Below are 17,966 nucleotides of genomic sequence, written 5' to 3'. Positions count from 1 at the left end.
CTCCTTCAGCTCACCTCCAGCCGGAGAACCCTGTCGTCCCCGGAGCCGGGCGTGCCCCGGCCGTCGGTCTCGCTGGTCACCAGCCAGAGCCGCCCGCCGCCCCCCGCGAGGACCGTGCGCAGGCGTCCGTACTCCTCCGAGAGGAACGCCTGGGGGTCCCCCGAGCGTTCCGCCCCGGCGAGCGGGACCCGCCACAGCCGCTCGCCTCTGAGCCCGGCCATCCAGATCGCGCCCCGGGCGTACGCGATCCCGCTGGGGGAGGCCTCCGAGGTCGGCCACTGGGCCACCGGGTCCACGAACCCGGCCTTCCCGGCCCGCCCCTCCGCCTCCGGCCAGCCGTAGTTCTTCCCGGGCTCCACCAGGTTCAGCTCGTCCCAGGTGTTCTGCCCGAACTCGGCGGCCCACAGCCGGCCCTCGTCGTCCCAGGCGATCCCCTGCACGTTCCGGTGTCCGTACGAATAGACCACCGAACCGGGGAAGGGGTTCCCGGGCGCCGGCTCGCCCTCCGGCGTCATCCGCAGGATCTTCCCGCCGAGCGACTCCCGGTCCTGGGCCAGACCGGTCTGTCCGGTCTCGCCGGTCCCCGCGTACAGCATCCGGTCCGGCCCGAACGCGATCCGCCCGCCGTTGTGCACGGCACCCTTGGGAATGCCGGTCAGCACGGGCTCGGGCGCGCCGAGGCGGTCGCCGTCCCCGCCGCCGTACCGCATGCGCACGATGCGGTTGTCGGACGCGGCCGTCAGGTACGCGTACACCCAGCCGTCCCGCACGGCGAGGCCCATCAGCCCGCCCTCGCCCCCCGGCACCACCCCGGGCACCTCGCCGAGCGGGGTCTTCGCCCCGGTCCGCCCGTCGACCCGGGTGATCGTCCGCTCGTCCCGCGAGGAGACCAGCAGATCCCCGTCGGGCAGCTCCGCGAGCCCCCAGGGCGACCTGAGCCCCTCGGCCAGCGTGCCGGTCACCGTCGCCCGCGCGCCCGCGGTCGCGGACGGGCCGGCCGAGCCGCCGGGCGTCGCCGGGGCGGACGCCGTCGCCGACGTCGGCGGGGCCGTGCCCGGCCGGTCCTCCGTACCTCCCGAGGAGCAGCCCGCCACCAGGACCAGCACGGCGGCGCCCCACAGGGCCTTCACAACTGCAGGACGGCTCATGGCGCGGTCCCCTTCGACGAGTCGAGCGGCATCCCTTCACCCTTGATACACCGCTCGACGCGATCAGGTTCCCGATGCCACGGCCCGATCCGCGCCGCGGTCAGTCCCAGGACCCCCGGGCCGCCGGCAGGGCCGCGATCTCCGCCAGGTCGGCCGCGGTCAGCCGCAGGCCGGCCGCCCGGGCGTTCTCCACGGCCCAGGACTCCCGCTTCGTGCCCGGCACCGGCACGACGTGCCGCCCCCGGCCCAGCACCCAGGCGAGCGCCACCTGCGCCGGGGTGACCTCCGCGCCGTGCCGCGCGGCCACCCGCCGCAGCCCCGCCACCAGCGGCTGGTTCGCCGCCATCATCTCCGCCGTGAACCGCGGGTGCCGGGCCCGCGGGTCGTCCGGCTCGAAGCCGCCGCCCGGGGTCAGCGTCCCGGTCAGGAAGCCGTTCCCCAGCGGCATCGCGGCCAGGAAGCCGACCCCGCGCGCCGCGCACCACGGCAGCAGCCGGACCAGTGCCTCCTGGGACCAGACCGAGAGCTCCGCCTGCACCGCCGCCACCGGGAACACCTGCTGGATCCGCTCCAGTTGGCGGATCGTTCCCTCGTAGCCGTCGCGGCTGGGCCCGGTCGCGCGCCGGCGCGCCGAGCGGCTGCCGACCGCGCAGAGCCCGAGCGCCCGCACCTTCCCGGCCGAGACCAGCTCGGCCATCGCGCCCCAGGTCTCCTCGACCGGCACCTCGGGGTCCGCGCGGTGCAGCTGGTACAGGTCGATCACATCGGTCTGGAGGCGCCGCAACGAGGCGTCGCACGCCCGACGGACGTACCCCGGCCTGCCGTTGGCGACCACGTGCCGGCGCTCGCCGCCGTCGCCGACGAGCAGTCCGCACTTCGTCGAGACGAAGGCGTCCGCCCGCCGCTCCTTCAACACCCGCCCCACCAGCAGCTCGTTGGTGAACGGCCCGTACATGTCGGCGGTGTCGAGCAGGCTCACCCCGGCGTCCAGCGCCGCGTGCACGGTCCGCAGCGAGCGGTCCCCCCGCTGTTCCGAACGGCTGTACGCCCAGCTCATCGGCATGCACCCCAGGCCGATCGCACCCACGTCGAGCGCCGTCGCCCCGATAGTCCTGCGCTCCACCTGCCGGTACCCCTCCCTGTGCCGTCCCCCAAAGTAACCAATGGCGCACGGGATTCTTCGCATAGCCTCCCGGTCATGAGATGCGAGAACACCACCGCTGACGTGTGGCTTCCGATTCCCGCGGACGAGATCGACGATCTCCCCGAGCCGGGCGCGTCGGGCCTGGCCTACCGCTTCTGGGACGGCGGACCGGAGTTCCCGGCCGACCCGGCGCGCTGCGCCTTCTACGTCGTCCCGTACATGAAGGGCTCCGAGATCGCCGTCCGGCCGCTGGCCGCGATGACCTCGCTGCGGGTCGTGCAGACCCTCTCCGCCGGCATCGACCACGTCACCCCCGGGCTCGACGCGCTGCCCGCGGGCGTCGCCGTCTGCAACGCCAAGGGCGTCCACGAGGCCAGCACCGCCGAGCTCACGCTCGCCCTGATCCTGGCCTCGCTGCGCGGCATCCCCGGCTTCGTGCGCGGCCAGGACGCCGAGCGGTGGCGGGCCGGCTTCTACCCGGCCCTGGCCGACAAGTCGGTCCTCATCGTCGGCTACGGATCGATCGGCGCCGCCATCGAGGACCGGCTCGCGCCCTTCGAGTGCGCGCGGGTGGCGCGCGTCGCACGCTCCGCACGCACCACAGCGCGCGGCGAGGTCCACGCCCTGACGGAGCTGCCGGCGCTCCTGCCGGAGGCCGACGTCGTCGTGCTCTCCACCCCGCTCACGCCCGCGACCAGGCATCTCGCCGACGCCGGGTTCCTCGGCCGGATGAAGGACGGGGCGCTCCTGGTGAACGTGGCCCGCGGTCCCGTCGTCGACACCGCGGCCCTGCTGAAGGAGGTCGAGAGCGGCAGGATCACGGCGGCACTCGATGTCACCGACCCGGAACCGCTGCCGGCCGGGCACCCCCTGTGGCACGCTCCCGGTGTCCTGATCAGCCCCCACGTCGGAGGGTCCACCTCGGCCTTCATGCCGCGGGCGAAGCGGTTGATCGCGGCGCAGCTGCGGCGGTTCGCGGCGGGCGAGCAGCCGGCCAACACGCTGCTCACCACCGGCTGAGCGGCCGTGCTGGGCCGGCCGGGTGGCGCGTGCTTCCGACACGCGCCACCTGCACGTCCCCCGGTAGTCACGGAGAGTACTGCGACCCTGTCCCTGAGTGACCGTCCTGGTGTATCGTCCCGGAGCGGGGGGACTGCGTCGAGTACGGGCTGACGCTGGGGAGCGAAGTGACGGGTCATCAGATTCCGAGGGGGGCGACGGGTGAAGTACGGCCGAAGGACCGGCGATCCGACGCGGCGACGCCGCCGGCGGCGGGCCTTCCGGACCTCGCCGCCGGCCTCGCGTGTTCCGTGCCGGACCAGGCCGCGCCGCACCGTGAGCCCCGAGCGCCCGAACCGCAGGACACCGGGGCGGCGGCCGACGCGCACGCCGGGCCGGGAATCGGACCGAGGACCGGACCGGACCGTCCGGCCGAGGGCGGCGGCGTCGAACCGCCGGGCCCGGCCGCTCGACCCGGCGGTGCCCCGGCCGCCCGCGCCGCCGCACACCATGCGATCCCCGTGGGGGACGACGTTCCCGCGGGCCCTGGCGACTCCACGCCACCCGGCGCCGTCGGGGCGGCGGGAAGCGGCGGGCCCGGCGGTTCCGGCGGTTCCGGCGGTTCCGGCGGTTCCGTCGGGGCATCCGCGCTGGAGCCGGCCGTCGTGCGGAGGGCCGTCGCCCCTGCGGTCCGCGCGCCGGGCGCCCCGCCGGAGCCGGCCGTCCCGGTCGTACGGGACCCCGCAGGCCCCCACGACTGCGACGGGCACGCACCCGGCCGCGCCGACGAGCCGCCCGCGCGGCCGCACGACACCGCCGGGTGCGGCGGCCCGGCTCCGGAGGGACCGGTGAGCGCCCCCGGGGCGGTCCTCGACCGGCGACCCGCCGCCACGGGCGCCGAACCCGGCCACCCGGACCCCGACCGGCCCCGCCTCGGATCGCTCCTCGCCCAGATCGCTCTGGTGGTGATCTGCGCGGGCTACACGACCGGCGCCTCGCTCGGCTGGGGATCGCCCGAGCTCGCGCTCTTCATGGGCGACTTCGGACTCAGCGCCGCCGCCCTCACCGCCGCGGTCTCCTGCTTCCTCTACGGGCGCGCCCACCGCGGCAGCGCCCGCCCCGCCTGGCTGCTCTTCGCGTTCTCCTCGTTCATGGCCTCCGCGGGCAACGCGGTCTGGGGCTGGTACGAGGTCGTGCTCCGCACGGAGGTGCCCGACTCCTCCGTCGCCGACCTCTTCTTCTTACTCTTCGCCCCGCCGGCCATCGTCGGCCTCCTCGTCCTCGCCAAGAAACCCGTCACCCGGGCCGGCTGGGTCTGCCTCGCGCTCGACGCCTGGCTCATCGGGGGCTCGCTCCTCACGCTGTCCTGGAGCCTCGCCCTCGCCCGTACCGCCCACTTCCAGAACGAGCCGGTGTCCCAGGCGGCACTGTCGCTCGCGTATCCGCTGCTCGACATCGTCCTCGTGAGCATGGTCCTGGTCCTCCACTTCCGGCGCTCCCAGGCGAACCGGTCGGCGACCAACACCGCGATCGCGGCCCTCGCCCTGACCGTGCTCTGCGACGCCCTGTTCACCTCGCCGCTGCTGCGCGAGAACTACGCCTCGGGCCAGCTGCTCGACGCCGGCTGGTTCGCCGGCTCCCTGCTGCTCGCCTACGCGCCCTGGGGGGTGCGCCGGCTCCCGGACGCCACCGCCGTCGCCGCCGCGCGGGGCCAGTGGCTGCACAGCCGGCCGGTGGCCGGCTCGCTCGCCGCGCTCACGCCCTACCTCGCCGCCGCGGTCTGCACCCTCGGCATCCTGTACAACGTCGTGGAGGGGCGCCGCGTCGACCGGGTCGTCGTCCTCACCGGCTGCACGGTGGTCCTCGCCCTCGTCGTGCGCCAGGGCATCATGCTCCTCGACAACATCGCCCTGACCCACGAACTGGCGCAGAAGGAGAACCACTTCAGGTCGCTCGTGCAGGGCTCCAGCGACGTCATCATGATCGCCGCGCCGAACGGGATCCTCCGCTACGTCAGCCCCGCGGCCACCGGGGTCTACGGGCGGGACGCCGAGGAGCTGATCGGCTCCGAGCTGGCCTCGCTGATCCACCCCGAGGACCTCGGCGCCGTCGTGCACGAGGTGCGGCGCTTCCTCGCCGCCTCGCCCGCCAAGGAGCCCACCACCCGGATCGAATGCCGCTTCCGCTCCGGCCGGGGCGACTGGCTGAACGTCGAGTCCACGGTCAACCGGCACCAGGGCGGACTGATCTTCAACAGCCGGGACGTCACCGAACGGGTCCGGCTCCAGGCCCAGTTGCAGCACAACGCCGAGCACGACCCGCTCACCGACCTGCCCAACCGGGCGCTCTTCACCCGGCGGGTCCGGCAGGCGCTCGGCGGCCGGCGCGCCTCCGACGTGGGCACCGCCGTGCTCTTCATCGACCTCGACGGCTTCAAGGGCGTCAACGACCGCCTCGGCCACCAGGCCGGCGACGACCTCCTCGTCCAGGCCGCCCGCCGGCTGCACGACTCCGTCCGCGCCGGCGACACGGCCGCCCGGCTCGGCGGCGACGAGTTCGCCGCCCTCATCCTCGGCGACGGCGGCCGCGACCAGGCGGCCCGCCGGCAGCAGGTCCAGGAGATCGCCGACCGGCTCCGCCTCACCCTCTCCCGCCCCTACCGCGTCGACGGCGGCACCGAGGTCCGGGTCGCCGCCTCCATCGGCGTGGCCTTCGCCGAGCCCGGCATCGAGGCCGGCGACCTCCTGCGCAACGCCGACCTGGCCATGTACCGGGCCAAGGCGGCGGGCAAGGACCGCGTCGAGCTCTACGCCCCCCAGATGCAGGCCGAGGTGGTGCGCAGGACCGAGCTCGCCGCCCGGCTGCGGACCGCCCTCCACGACGGCGAGTTCGCCCTGCTCCACCAGCCGGTCGTCGATCTCGCCACCGGCCGGATCGCCGCCGTCAGCGCCCAGGCGCGCTGGCGCTCGGCCCAGGGCATCCTCTTCACTCCCGCCGAGTACCTCCGGGTCACCGACGACGCCGAGCGCACCGCCGAGCTCGGGCGCTGGCTGCTGGAGGAGGCCGTCGAGCAGGCCGCCGAGCGGGCCGGAACCGGCCACCGCGTCCCCGTCGCCATCCGGATCTCCGCCCGCCGCCTCATGGACCGCTCCCTGCCGCTCGGCTCGATCGAGGCCCTGCTCACCCGGCACGGACTGGCCTCCGGCTCGCTGATCGTCGAGCTCGCCGACAGCGATCCCCGGATCCCGCTCGACGACCTGGAGCAGCGTCTGATCACCCTGCGCCGTCTCGGCGTGCGGATCGCCCTCGACGGATTCGGCAGCGGACATGTGGCGATCAACGCCCTCCGCAGGCTCCCCGTCGACATACTGAAGCTGGACCGGGGCCTCGTCGAGGGCGTCGTGGAGTCGGCCCGCCTCCGCAAGATCACCCGCGGGGTGCTCCGCATCGCCGACGAGCTCGGCATCCGGACCGTCGCCGAGGGCGTCGACGTACCGGAGCAGGTCGTGGCCCTGCGGGCGATGGGCTGCAGCCACGCCCAGGGCATGGCCTTCTCGGGCCCGCTCGACGAGTACCGGCTGCGCAGGGCGCTCGTACGGGACGCGTACCCGCTGCCCGGAGCGGTCCCCGTACGGGCCGGAAACCGTCCCCCGTTCCGCTCAAATAATGAGACGCCCGTCCCACCCACTTGACAGTGGTGAGGGCTGAGAGGGAGGGTCATTGCCATGCGCACCCGAATTCTCGTACTTGGAAAGCGCGTCGGCTGAAGCAGGGCCCCGGTAGGCCCCGCTTGAAACGCACCCGACGCGCTCCCCTCGCTTGCCTCACGGCACGAGGGGTTTTTTGTTGCACTGGCTCACCCCCAAGCCGTCCCAAACCCTCGTAAAACCCTCTGCTTCGAGAAGAGATGCTGATGACCGACCAGGCCACCGGGCACCATCCGCAGCCGCGGCCCCGTAGCGGCGCTCAGGCCGCCACCGCCGTCGAGCACGTCACGGGCGCGCAGTCCCTCATCCGCTCTCTCGAAGAGGTGGGCGCGGACACCATCTTCGGTCTCCCCGGTGGCTGCATCCTCCCGGCCTACGACCCGCTGATGGACTCGAAGAAGGTCCGCCACATCCTGGTCCGCCACGAGCAGGGCGCGGGCCACGCGGCCACCGGCTACGCCCAGGCGACCGGCAAGGTCGGCGTCTGCATGGCGACCTCGGGACCGGGTGCGACCAACCTCGTCACCCCGATCGCCGACGCGCACATGGACTCGGTCCCGCTCGTCGCGATCACCGGCCAGGTCGCCTCCAAGGCGATCGGGACGGACGCCTTCCAGGAGGCGGACATCTGCGGCATCACGATGCCGATCACCAAGCACAACTTCCTGGTCACCAGGGCCGAGGACATCCCGCGGACCATCGCCGAGGCCTTCCACATCGCCTCCACCGGCCGTCCCGGCCCGGTCCTGGTCGACATCGCCAAGGACGCCCTCCAGGCGAAGACCACCTTCAGCTGGCCGCCGCAGACCGACCTGCCCGGCTACCGCCCGGTCACCAAGCCGCACGCCAAGCAGATCCGCGAGGCCGCAAAGCTGATCAGCGCGGCCAAGCGCCCCGTCCTGTACGTCGGCGGCGGCGTCATCAAGGCCGGTGCCACCGCCGAGCTGAAGATCCTCGCCGAGCTCACCGGCGCCCCGGTCACCACCACCCTGATGGCGCTGGGAGCCTTCCCGGACAACCACCCGCTGCACGTCGGGATGCCCGGCATGCACGGTGCCGTCACCGCCGTCACCGCGCTGCAGAAGGCCGACCTGATCGTCGCCCTCGGCGCCCGCTTCGACGACCGCGTCACCGGCAAGCTCGACAGCTTCGCCCCGTACGCCAAGATCGTCCACGCGGACATCGACCCCGCCGAGATCGGCAAGAACCGCGCCGCCGACGTCCCGATCGTCGGTGACGCCCGCGAGGTCATCGCCGACCTGGTCCAGGCCGTCCAGGCGGAGCACAGCGAGGGCAACAAGGGCGACTACACCGCCTGGTGGAGCGACCTCAACCGCTGGCGCGAGACCTACCCGCTCGGCTACGACATGCCGGACGACGGCAGCCTCTCGCCGCAGCAGGTCATCCAGCGCATCGGCGAGCTCACCCCCGACGACACGATCTTCGCCGCGGGCGTCGGCCAGCACCAGATGTGGGCCGCCCACTTCATCGAGTACCAGCGCCCGGCCACCTGGCTGAACTCCGGCGGCCTGGGCACGATGGGGTACGCGGTGCCCGCCGCGATGGGCGCCAAGGCCGGCATGCCCGACCGCCCGGTCTGGGCGATCGACGGCGACGGCTGCTTCCAGATGACCAACCAGGAGCTCACCACCTGCGCCCTGAACAACATCCCGATCAAGGTCGCCATCATCAACAACGGTGCCCTCGGGATGGTCCGCCAGTGGCAGACCCTCTTCTACAACCAGCGCTACTCGAACACCGTCCTGCACTCCGGTCCGGACGACGTCCAGGCGAACAAGGGCACCCGCGTCCCCGACTTCGTCAAGCTGTCCGAGGCCATGGGCTGCGTCGCCCTGCGCTGCGAGGACCCGGCGGACCTGGACAAGGTCATCGCCGAGGCCAACGCCATCAACGACCGTCCGGTCGTCATCGACTTCATCGTCCACGAGGACGCCCAGGTCTGGCCGATGGTCGCCGCCGGCACCTCGAACGACGAGGTCATGGCCGCCCGGGGCGTCCGCCCCGACTTCGGTGACGGCGAAGACGACTGAAGCGCGGAACGAAGCAGAGCGAAAAGGAAGAGACCCAGACCATGTCCACCAAGCACACGCTCTCCGTTCTCGTCGAGAACACGCCCGGCATCCTCGCCCGGATCGCCGCCCTGTTCTCGCGCCGCGGCTTCAACATCGACTCCCTCGCCGTCGGCATCACCGAGCACCCCGACATCTCCCGCATCACCATCGTGGTCAGTGTCGAGGACCTGCCCCTGGAGCAGGTGACCAAGCAGCTCAACAAGCTGGTCAACGTCCTGAAGATCGTCGAACTCGAGCCCAGCGCTGCGATCCAGCGCGAGCTCGTCCTGGTGAAGGTCCGCGCCGACAACGAGACCCGCTCCCAGATCGTCGAGATCGTGCAGCTGTTCCGCGCCAAGACCGTGGACGTCTCGCCCGAGGCGGTCACCATCGAGGCCACCGGATCGAGTGACAAGCTCGACGCCATGCTCAAGATGCTGGAGCAGTTCGGCATCAAGGAGCTCGTGCAGTCCGGCACGATCGCCATAGGGCGTGGTTCCCGGTCCATCACGGACCGGTCCCTCCGGGCCCTCGACCGCAGCGCCTGAGGTCCGGCGCCGCGGGGACGTCGGAGGTCGACGGGCGGTCCATCCGCCGGTCCGACTGACGAGACCCGAAAACCTTCCTCCCGCTCCCCGCCGTACGGTGGGACGCAACACCAGCACTTCAAGGAGATACCCAGTGGCCGAGCTGTTCTACGACGACGACGCCGACCTGTCCATCATCCAGGGCCGCAAGGTCGCGGTGATCGGATACGGCAGCCAGGGCCACGCCCACGCGCTGTCGCTCCGTGACTCCGGTGTCGACGTCCGCGTCGGTCTGCAGGAGGGGTCGAAGTCCAAGGCCAAGGCCGAGGAGCAGGGCCTGCGCGTGGTCTCCGTCGCCGAGGCCGCCGCCGAGGCCGACCTCATCATGATCCTGACCCCGGACCCGATCCAGGCCCAGGTCTACGAGGAGTCCATCAAGGACAACCTGAAGGAGGGCGACGCGCTCTTCTTCGGCCACGGCCTGAACGTCCGCTACGGCTTCATCAAGGTGCCCGAGGGCGTCGACGTCGCCCTGGTCGCCCCGAAGGGCCCGGGCCACCTGGTCCGCCGTCAGTACGAGGAGGGTCGCGGCGTCCCGTGCATCGCTGCCGTCGAGCAGGACGCGACCGGCAGCGCCTTCGCGCTGGCGCTCTCGTACGCCAAGGGCATCGGCGGCACCCGCGCCGGCGTCATCAAGACGACCTTCACCGAGGAGACCGAGACCGACCTCTTCGGCGAGCAGGCCGTCCTCTGCGGTGGCACCGCGGCGCTGGTCAAGGCGGGCTTCGAGACCCTGACCGAGGCCGGCTACCAGCCGGAGATCGCCTACTTCGAGTGCCTGCACGAGCTGAAGCTCATCGTCGACCTCATGTACGAGGGCGGCCTGGAGAAGATGCGCTGGTCGGTCTCCGAGACCGCCGAGTGGGGCGACTACGTCACCGGCCCGCGGATCATCACCGACGCCACCAAGGCCGAGATGAAGAAGGTCCTCGCGGAGATCCAGGACGGCACCTTCGCCAAGGAGTGGATGGCCGAGTACCACGGCGGCCTGAAGAAGTACAACGAGTACAAGACCCAGGACGAGAACCACCTCCTGGAGACCACCGGCAAGGAGCTGCGCAAGCTCATGAGCTGGGTGAACGACGAGGAGGCGTAAGCCTTCGGGGCGGGGGTCGGACAACTGTCCGGCCCCTGTCCGCATCGTTGGACACGCCGTCCAACCACGGACGGGTGATCCTTCCAACGAGGCGCATGAACGGCGCCCCCGCACCACTACACTGCTCAACAACATTCGCGTTCAGGCCCACAGCGTCGTGCGCTTTCACGCGGCAAGCCCCCTCCACCGCCTGCGGCCGTCGGGACGGCCGTCCGCACTGGATCTGTGAGGACTCACGTGAGCTCGAAACCCGTCGTACTCATCGCTGAAGAGCTGTCGCCCGCCACCGTCGACGCCCTGGGCCCGGACTTCGAGATCCGGCACTGCAACGGCGCGGACCGCGCCGAACTGCTGCCCGCCATCGCCGACGTGGACGCCATCCTGGTCCGTTCCGCGACCAAGGTCGACGCCGAGGCCATCGCCGCCGCGAACAAGCTCCGCGTCGTCGCCCGCGCCGGCGTCGGTCTGGACAACGTCGACGTCTCCGCCGCCACCAAGGCCGGCGTGATGGTCGTCAACGCCCCGACGTCGAACATCGTGACCGCCGCCGAGCTCGCCTGCGGCCTGCTGGTCGCCACCGCGCGCAACATCCCGCAGGCCAACACCGCGCTGAAGAACGGCGAGTGGAAGCGCTCCAAGTACACGGGCGTCGAGCTGAGCGAGAAGACCCTCGGCGTCGTCGGCCTCGGCCGCATCGGCGTCCTGGTCGCCCAGCGCATGTCCGCCTTCGGCATGAAGATCGTCGCGTACGACCCCTACGTGCAGCCCGCCCGCGCCGCCCAGATGGGGGTGAAGCTGCTGGCCCTGGACGAGCTCCTGGAGGTCGCCGACTTCATCACCGTCCACCTGCCCAAGACGCCCGAGACCCTCGGTCTCATCGGCGACGAGGCGCTGCACAAGGTCAAGCCCTCCGTCCGGATCGTCAACGCCGCGCGCGGCGGGATCGTCGACGAGGCCGCGCTCTACTCGGCCCTCAAGGAGGGCCGCGTCGCCGGCGCCGGCCTCGACGTGTACGCGAAGGAGCCCTGCACGGACTCCCCGCTCTTCGAGCTCGACCAGGTCGTCTGCACCCCGCACCTCGGCGCGTCCACGGACGAGGCCCAGGAGAAGGCCGGCATCGCCGTCGCCCGCTCGGTGCGCCTGGCGCTCGCCGGCGAGCTCGTGCCGGACGCGGTCAACGTCCAGGGCGGCGTCATCGCCGAGGACGTCAAGCCGGGTCTGCCGCTCGCCGAGAAGCTCGGCCGGATCTTCACCGCCCTCGCGGGCGAGGTCGCGGCCCGCCTCGACGTCGAGGTGTACGGCGAGATCACCCAGCACGACGTGAAGGTGCTCGAACTCTCCGCGCTCAAGGGCGTGTTCGAGGACGTCGTCGACGAGACCGTGTCGTACGTGAACGCCCCGCTGTTCGCGCAGGAGCGCGGTGTCGAGGTGCGCCTGACGACCAGCTCCGAGTCGCCCGACCACCGCAACGTGGTCACCGTCCGCGGCACCCTCGCCAGCGGCGAGGAGGTCTCGGTCTCCGGCACGCTCGCCGGCCCCAAGCACCTCCAGAAGATCGTCGCGGTCGGCGAGTACGACGTGGACCTGGCGCTCGCCGACCACATGGTCGTGCTGCGCTACGAGGACCGCCCGGGTGTCGTCGGCACCGTCGGCCGGATCCTCGGCCAGGCCGGTCTGAACATCGCGGGCATGCAGGTGGCCCGCGCCGAGGAGGGCGGCGAGGCGCTCGTCGTCCTGACCGTGGACGACACCGTCCCGCCCGCCGTGCTCACGGAGATCTCGGCGGAGATCGGCGCGGCCTCGGCCCGCTCGGTCAACCTGATCTGAGGTTCCGCACGACCCCGTACCCGGTCGATAGACGATCGTCTTACACAGGCGTCTACCGGCCGGGTACAGTGCTGTCATGGGACACAAGGAAGACCTGCTCGAAGGCGCCAAGCGCTGCCTCCTGGAGAAGGGGTACGGGCGGACCACGGCCCGTGACATCGTCGCCGCCTCCGGCACCAACCTGGCCTCGATCGGCTACCACTACGGCTCCAAGGACGCCCTGCTCCAGCAGGCCTTCCTCGCCGTCACCGAGGAGTGGGGCGAGGCGGTCGGCCCCGCGGGCGGCGAGGAGAAGCGGGAGCTGCCGGCCGATCCGTACCGGCGCTTCCACGCCGTCTGGGAGCAGGTCATCGCCGCGGCCGGGGCCAGCCGCCCCCTGTGGAAGCTCCAGACCGAGGTCGTCACCCGGCTCGACGACGACGAGAAGCTGCGCGAGGCGATCCGGGAGCCGCAGCGCGAGGGGCGGCTCGGCATGGCCGAGGGCTTCCTCGGCATCGACCCCGAGGCCGACCCCGAGCGGGCCCGGGTGGCCGGACTGCTCTGCCAGGCCCTCGCCACCGGTGTCATGATCCAGTGGATGGTCGACCCGGAGTCGGCGCCGACGGCGGACGACCTCACGGCGGGCCTCAAGGTCCTCATGGGGGAGTGACGGACCGGAGGGGGAGTGACGGCCGGAGGGGGAGTGACGGCCGGAGGGGGAGTGACGGCCGGAGGGGGAGTGACGGCCGGAGGGGGAGTGACGGGCCCGGCTCAGCGCCACGGAATGTTGCGCCAGGGGCTGCCCTCGTGGGCCGTCAGGGCGCGGTGGGCGGCCACGTTGCCCTCGTGGAAGCAGCCGTACTCCTCCCCGTCGAAACGCAGCACCCTCCCCAGCGCGTACCCCGCCGAGTACTCCTCCCAGGAGGCGTACGCCGACCGGGCGAGCGCCCCCGCGTGGACGATCGCCTGTTCGGCCTCGGCGGGCGCGCAGAAGCGGGCCGAGAGGCCCCAGCGCGTGAGGTTCACCGCGCGCCCGTAGTCGTACGCGACCGTCCTGCGCACCCGTCCGTCCGGCGGCAGCAGCCCCTCGGCCCGGAACCGGGCCTCGTAGCGCACGATGCGGCGTACGAGCTCCTCGATGTGCCGTACCGCCGCCGGGCCCGCGCCCAGGTCCTGGGCGTGTCCCGCGGCCGTCTCGCGCCACTCGTCGGGCGCGGGCACCGCGGCGCGCGCGTGCCGCAGCTCCTCGCGGATCCGGAGGGCGAAGTCCGGCTCGGGCGGGCTGTTGCGCCCGTCGAGGAGCGCGTCGAGCTGCTTGCGCCAGCCGGCCCGGTCGGTGACGCCCCAGGCCTCGCGGAGCGAGTCGAGGTCCTCGGTGTAGTCCCGGTAGTGGGACCCGACGTCGTTCCACGGGACGCCGTTGCCGAAGGCCAGATGGGCGCCGCAGGCGAGGCCGAAGGCGAGGGGGCCGTGCAGCGGCCCGTGCCGCAGAGCGGCGAACCGGTCGCCCGAGCCGTGCTCGCGCTCGCGGTACGCGCGCAACCATCCGGCACGGTGCTCGGGCGTGGCCGGCAGCAGCAGCTCCCCGGGGGTGCCGCCGTTGACGGCGAGCAGCGCCCGGGGGTCCCGCCAGGCGCACTCGGCGACCCACTGGAGGGTGATCCGGTGGAACACCAGGTCCGGTTGCCAGGGCGGCAGCATCCCGCGGGTGAGGAGCGGCCGGACGACCAGCCCCTTCGGGAGCTGCCGGGTCCGCCAGTAGACCGACGCGGGTTCGGCGTCCACCTCGGCCCGCGGAGCACCGATGAAGAGCTCGGCCCGGGCGAGGACGCGGATCTGTTCCGCGAAGTCGCCGCGCAGCACCGCCTCGTGGAGCAGCTGCTCGGTCTCGGACGGCGGGGTCCAGGGGGCGGCGTGCGGTGCGGGCTTGCGGCGGGGGCTCATGACCACGGGATGTTCCGGTAGGGGCTCGAAGGGTCCTGGGTGAGGGCGCGATGGAGGGCGGTGGACTCCTGGTACATCGGCTCGGGGTCCCCCTCGTCGAAGTGGATCAGCCGGGCGAGCAGATAGCCGAGCGAGAACTCCTCCCAGGAGCGGTACGCCCGTCGTGCCGCTTCGAGGACCTTCAGGACGGACTCCTCGGCCTCCCGCGGATCGCAGTACCGCGCGCCCAGGGCCAGGCGCACGACGTTCACGGCCCGGCCGTGGTCGAAGGCGGCGAGGGTGTCGACCCGGCCGTCCGGCGGCAGGAGGCCGTCGGCGCGGAACCGCTCCTCGTAGTGGGTGATCCGCCGCAGGAACTCCGCGGCCTCGGTCCGGTCCTCGCCGTGGGGGTCGTCCCGCTCGAACGCGGCGGTCACCGCGGCGGCCCACTCCTCACCGGAGGGCGCGGCGCCCAGCCGGGCGGTGAGGGTGCGCCGGACGCCCAGCACGGACTCGGGGACCCTGCCGACCAGCCGGGTGGCGAGGAGGATCCGCAGCTTGTCCCGGAAGTCCGCCCGGTGGTGGACGGCCCACGGCCGGCGCAGCCGGGAGACGTCGGTGGGGTAGTCCTCGTACTGGGCGCCGAGGCCGTTCCACACCAGGCCGTTGAGGACGGCGAGGTGCGCGCCGAGCGCGAGGGCGTGCGCGACCGGGCCGTGCAGGGGGCCGCCCGCGTGGGTGAGCAGGTGGAGGCGGGGCGGGCCGCCGCCCCGGTCGCTCGCCTCCCGCCAGGCCCGCCGGTCCCGGGCCCGGGCGGGGAGGGCCGCCGCGAACGGGGTGTCGGGGTTGACCGCGAGCCACCACCGGTCGTTCGGCCAGGCGGCGGCGAGCCGGCCGAGGGTGGTCTGCTGGAAGACCCAGTCCGGGTGCCACGGCGGCAGCATGCCCTCGGTCAGCACCGGTACGACGGTGCGCCGGGCGGACCGGTCGCGCCGGGAGATCAGGGGAGGGACGTGGCCGGGGGCGTCGGCCTGCGCCCGTGCCTGCAGGACGTACAGCCGGGTCCGTCCGAGGGCGTCCAGGACCGCGGCGCGGTCGTCGCGTTCCCCCGCCTCGTACAGCAGTCGCTCGGTGTGCGTCGGCGGCGCCCCGTTCCCCGTGGTCATGGGGGAGATTCTATGAACGGGCCGAACCGGGCCGGCGGGGCGGCCGTTCGGAACCGTCGGCCTCAGAGCCGCGCCGACTTGAGGGACATGTGGAGCAGCAGGCGGTCCTCGCCGTCGTCCAGGTCCAGGCCGGTGAGCTGCTCGACCCGGGACAGCCGGTAGTAGAGGGTCTGCCGGTGGATGCCCAGGGCGGCCGCCGTGCGTCCCGCCTGGCCCGCGTTGTCGAGGAACACCTCGGCGGTGCGCGCCAGTTCGGCGTGGGCGGGGGCCACCAGCGGGGCGACGGCGGGGTCGACCTCGGGGTGGTACAGCGCCGCGAGCAGGCGGTACGGGCCGATCCCGGCCCACTCGGCCACCGGGCCCAGGCTCGGCTGCGCCGTGGCGGCGCGGGCGGCGGTGTTGGCTTCGCGCCAGGCCGCCGGGAGGTCCGTGAGGCCCCGGCGGGGGTTCGCGATGCCGGCCGGGGCGGCGGCGCGCAGCCGGTCGGCGGCCGTGCGGGCGGGGGAGAGGTCCTCGGCGGTGCGGAGCCGTACGAGGGCGGCGAGGGACTCACCGGAGTCCCCCTCGGGGAGCACGGCGACGGCCGCCGCGCCGGGGACCGACCGGACGGAGGGGGCCTCGCCCTGCCAGGGGGTCACGCAGACGACGGCGTGCAGACCGTCCCCGCTGGGGCCGAGGGCGACGCGGAGGGCCGCGACGGCCATCTCGCTCTGCCAGCCGCGTCCGGCGGTCAGGGTCGCGGCGAACTCGCGCGAGAGGTCGGCGTCCGCGCGCTCCTCGTCGGCGAGCAGGTCGCCGATGCGGGTGGCCACCTCCATGGCGGCCGTGAGCCGGGCCGGCGGGGGGCCGGGCTCGGCGTCGAGCAGCCAGACGTAGCCCAGGACGACACCCCGATGGCGTACGGGCAGGCAGATGCGGTCGCGGAACACCCCGGCGTCCGGGGCGGCCGGGATGCGGACCGGGCCCGTCGCCCGGGTGATGCCGAAGCCCTCGAACCAGGCGCGGACGGCCGGGGTCGACTTGCGCGTCAGGATCGACCGGGTCCGGACGGGGTCCATCGCGCTGTCGTCGTCGCTGTCGTGGGCACCGAAGGCAATCAGGCCGAAGTCTCGGTTCTCCAGCGTCGCGGGTGCGCCCAGGAGCGCGGAGATCTCGTCCACCAGTTCTTGGTAATCGCCCTTCACAGCGCCATTCTCGCACCCTCTCAGACATATGTATGAGAGGCCGCCCACGGATGCGTGACAGCTGTAGATGGCGGACGATCGGAGCGGTCCCTAGGTTTCACGGTGGTTCTTCGTGCTGTTCCCGGATTCTTCGCAAAGACCGGGTACGGCCCCCTTCGTCACCCTGTCCTTCTGGAGGTCCCCGTGCTGGGTCCCGTGATCCTCGCCGCGTCGCGCAGCGACAAGATGCGCCGTTTCGTGTCGGCCGCCCCCGGGACCAAGCAGGTCGTCGCCCGCTTCATCGCCGGTCAGACGGTCGAGGACGTCGTCCCGATCGTCCAGGAGCTGAGCGACCGCGGCCTGGAGGTCACCCTCGACGTCGTCGGTGAGGACATCACCACCGTCGAGCAGTCGTACGCCGCCCGCGACGCCTACCTGGAGCTCATCGGGCGCCTGAAGGAGCTGGGCCTCGGCGAGCGCGCCGAGATGTCCGTGAAGCTCTCGATGTTCGGCCAGTCGCTGGAGAACGGCCACGAGCTGGCCCTCGCGAACGTCCGCCCGGTCGTGGCGGCCGCCGCCGAGATCGGCACCACGGTCACCCTGGACGCCGAGGACCACACCACCCTCGACTCGATGTTCGCCATCCACGAGGAGCTGCGGAAGGACCACCCGCAGACCGGCTGCGTCATCCAGGCCTACCTCTTCCGCACCGAGGACGACGCCCGCCGCCTCGCCGCGAACGGCTCCCGCGTCCGGATCGTGAAGGGCGCCTACAAGGAGCCCGCCTCGGTCGCCGTCCAGGACAAGCCCGGGATCGACAAGGCGTACGTCCGGATCATGAAGATCCTGATGGACGGCGAGGGCTACCCGATGATCGGCTCCCACGACCCGCGCCTGATCTCCATCGGCCAGGAGCTCGCCCGCCGTGCCGGGCGCAAGCTGGACGAGTACGAGTTCCAGATGCTGTACGGCATCCGCAGCGAGGAGCAGAACCGCCTCGCGGCCGAGGGCCACCGGATGCGTGTCTACACGGCGTACGGCACCGACTGGTACGGCTACTTCATGCGCCGCCTCGCGGAGAAGCCGGCCAACCTCCTCTTCTTCGTCCGCTCCATCCTCACCAAGGGCTGAGCCCACCTCTCACAAGGAGTCACG

At 72.7% G+C, this 17,966-nt stretch carries 13 protein-coding genes; 8 read left to right on the top strand and 5 right to left on the bottom strand.

Annotation, left to right across the window (positions count from 1 at the left end; translation table 11 throughout):
• Positions 1–5: 5 nt before the first annotated feature.
• Positions 6–1,148, bottom strand: a complete 1,143-nt coding sequence (locus tag ACY0MR_RS11515) for a PQQ-dependent sugar dehydrogenase (protein ID WP_473560593.1) — start codon at positions 1,146–1,148, stop codon at positions 6–8.
• A gap of 100 nt (positions 1,149–1,248) precedes the next feature.
• Complete coding sequence (locus tag ACY0MR_RS11510) at positions 1,249–2,271, bottom strand: aldo/keto reductase (protein ID WP_388793720.1); 1,023 nt, start codon at positions 2,269–2,271, stop codon at positions 1,249–1,251.
• A gap of 75 nt (positions 2,272–2,346) precedes the next feature.
• On the opposite strand from ACY0MR_RS11510, the gene ACY0MR_RS11505 reads away from it, so the two are divergent.
• The 7 genes from ACY0MR_RS11505 (at position 2,347) to ACY0MR_RS11475 (ending at position 13,229) form a co-directional block, all read left to right on the top strand.
• Complete coding sequence (locus tag ACY0MR_RS11505) at positions 2,347–3,312, top strand: 2-hydroxyacid dehydrogenase (protein ID WP_388793722.1); 966 nt, start codon at positions 2,347–2,349, stop codon at positions 3,310–3,312.
• Positions 3,313–4,139: 827 nt separating this feature from the next.
• A complete protein-coding gene (locus tag ACY0MR_RS11500; protein ID WP_403317642.1) occupies positions 4,140–6,983 on the top strand; it encodes a putative bifunctional diguanylate cyclase/phosphodiesterase in 2,844 nt (947 codons plus the stop codon).
• A 215-nt stretch (positions 6,984–7,198) separates the two neighbouring features.
• The gene (locus ACY0MR_RS11495; protein ID WP_361849286.1) at positions 7,199–9,049 is read left to right on the top strand and encodes an acetolactate synthase large subunit; all 1,851 of its coding nucleotides are present in this window, start codon (positions 7,199–7,201) and stop codon (positions 9,047–9,049) included.
• A 41-nt stretch (positions 9,050–9,090) separates the two neighbouring features.
• Positions 9,091–9,618, top strand: coding sequence for an acetolactate synthase small subunit (gene ilvN, locus ACY0MR_RS11490; RefSeq protein ID WP_266897003.1), 528 nt, complete (start codon positions 9,091–9,093; stop codon positions 9,616–9,618).
• 133 nt (positions 9,619–9,751) lie between these two features.
• Complete coding sequence (ilvC, locus tag ACY0MR_RS11485; RefSeq protein WP_055602072.1) at positions 9,752–10,753, top strand: ketol-acid reductoisomerase; 1,002 nt, start codon at positions 9,752–9,754, stop codon at positions 10,751–10,753.
• 237 nt (positions 10,754–10,990) lie between these two features.
• Complete coding sequence (gene serA / locus ACY0MR_RS11480; protein WP_388793727.1) at positions 10,991–12,580, top strand: phosphoglycerate dehydrogenase; 1,590 nt, start codon at positions 10,991–10,993, stop codon at positions 12,578–12,580.
• 76 nt (positions 12,581–12,656) lie between these two features.
• A complete protein-coding gene (locus ACY0MR_RS11475; protein WP_392040513.1) occupies positions 12,657–13,229 on the top strand; it encodes a TetR/AcrR family transcriptional regulator in 573 nt (190 codons plus the stop codon).
• 101 nt (positions 13,230–13,330) lie between these two features.
• Here the strand turns inward: ACY0MR_RS11475 and ACY0MR_RS11470 are convergent, their stop codons facing one another.
• From ACY0MR_RS11470 to ACY0MR_RS11460, 3 genes are all read right to left on the bottom strand, one after another.
• On the bottom strand, positions 13,331–14,503 hold the full coding sequence (locus ACY0MR_RS11470; RefSeq protein ID WP_473560588.1) for a DUF1266 domain-containing protein: 1,173 nt from the start codon (positions 14,501–14,503) through the stop codon (positions 13,331–13,333).
• Positions 14,500–15,648 (bottom strand): DUF1266 domain-containing protein, encoded by a 1,149-nt coding sequence (locus ACY0MR_RS11465; protein ID WP_473560586.1) that lies wholly within the window; start codon positions 15,646–15,648, stop codon positions 14,500–14,502. The genes ACY0MR_RS11470 and ACY0MR_RS11465 overlap by 4 nt, the downstream gene beginning before the upstream one ends.
• Before the next feature lie 62 nt (positions 15,649–15,710).
• Entirely contained in the window at positions 15,711–16,832 is a 1,122-nt protein-coding gene (locus ACY0MR_RS11460) for a PucR family transcriptional regulator (protein ID WP_392862401.1), read from the bottom strand.
• Between the two features lie 183 nt (positions 16,833–17,015).
• On the opposite strand from ACY0MR_RS11460, the gene ACY0MR_RS11455 reads away from it, so the two are divergent.
• The gene (locus tag ACY0MR_RS11455) at positions 17,016–17,942 is read left to right on the top strand and encodes a proline dehydrogenase family protein (protein ID WP_388793737.1); all 927 of its coding nucleotides are present in this window, start codon (positions 17,016–17,018) and stop codon (positions 17,940–17,942) included.
• Positions 17,943–17,966 lie beyond the last annotated feature (24 nt).

This window comes from Streptomyces sp. JN8 (assembly GCF_055808075.1).
This window is presented reverse-complemented; position numbering and strand designations above follow the sequence as displayed.

Coding starts and splice junctions, on each gene's coding strand:
- ACY0MR_RS11515 (WP_473560593.1), bottom strand. CDS start 1,148: ATGAGCCGTCCTGCAGTTGTGAAGGCCCTGTGGGGCGCCGCCGTGCTG.
- ACY0MR_RS11505 (WP_388793722.1), top strand. CDS start 2,347: ATGAGATGCGAGAACACCACCGCTGACGTGTGGCTTCCGATTCCCGCG.
- ACY0MR_RS11495 (WP_361849286.1), top strand. CDS start 7,199: ATGCTGATGACCGACCAGGCCACCGGGCACCATCCGCAGCCGCGGCCC.
- ilvN (WP_266897003.1), top strand. CDS start 9,091: ATGTCCACCAAGCACACGCTCTCCGTTCTCGTCGAGAACACGCCCGGC.
- ACY0MR_RS11475 (WP_392040513.1), top strand. CDS start 12,657: ATGGGACACAAGGAAGACCTGCTCGAAGGCGCCAAGCGCTGCCTCCTG.
- ACY0MR_RS11470 (WP_473560588.1), bottom strand. CDS start 14,503: ATGAGCCCCCGCCGCAAGCCCGCACCGCACGCCGCCCCCTGGACCCCG.
- ACY0MR_RS11465 (WP_473560586.1), bottom strand. CDS start 15,648: ATGACCACGGGGAACGGGGCGCCGCCGACGCACACCGAGCGACTGCTG.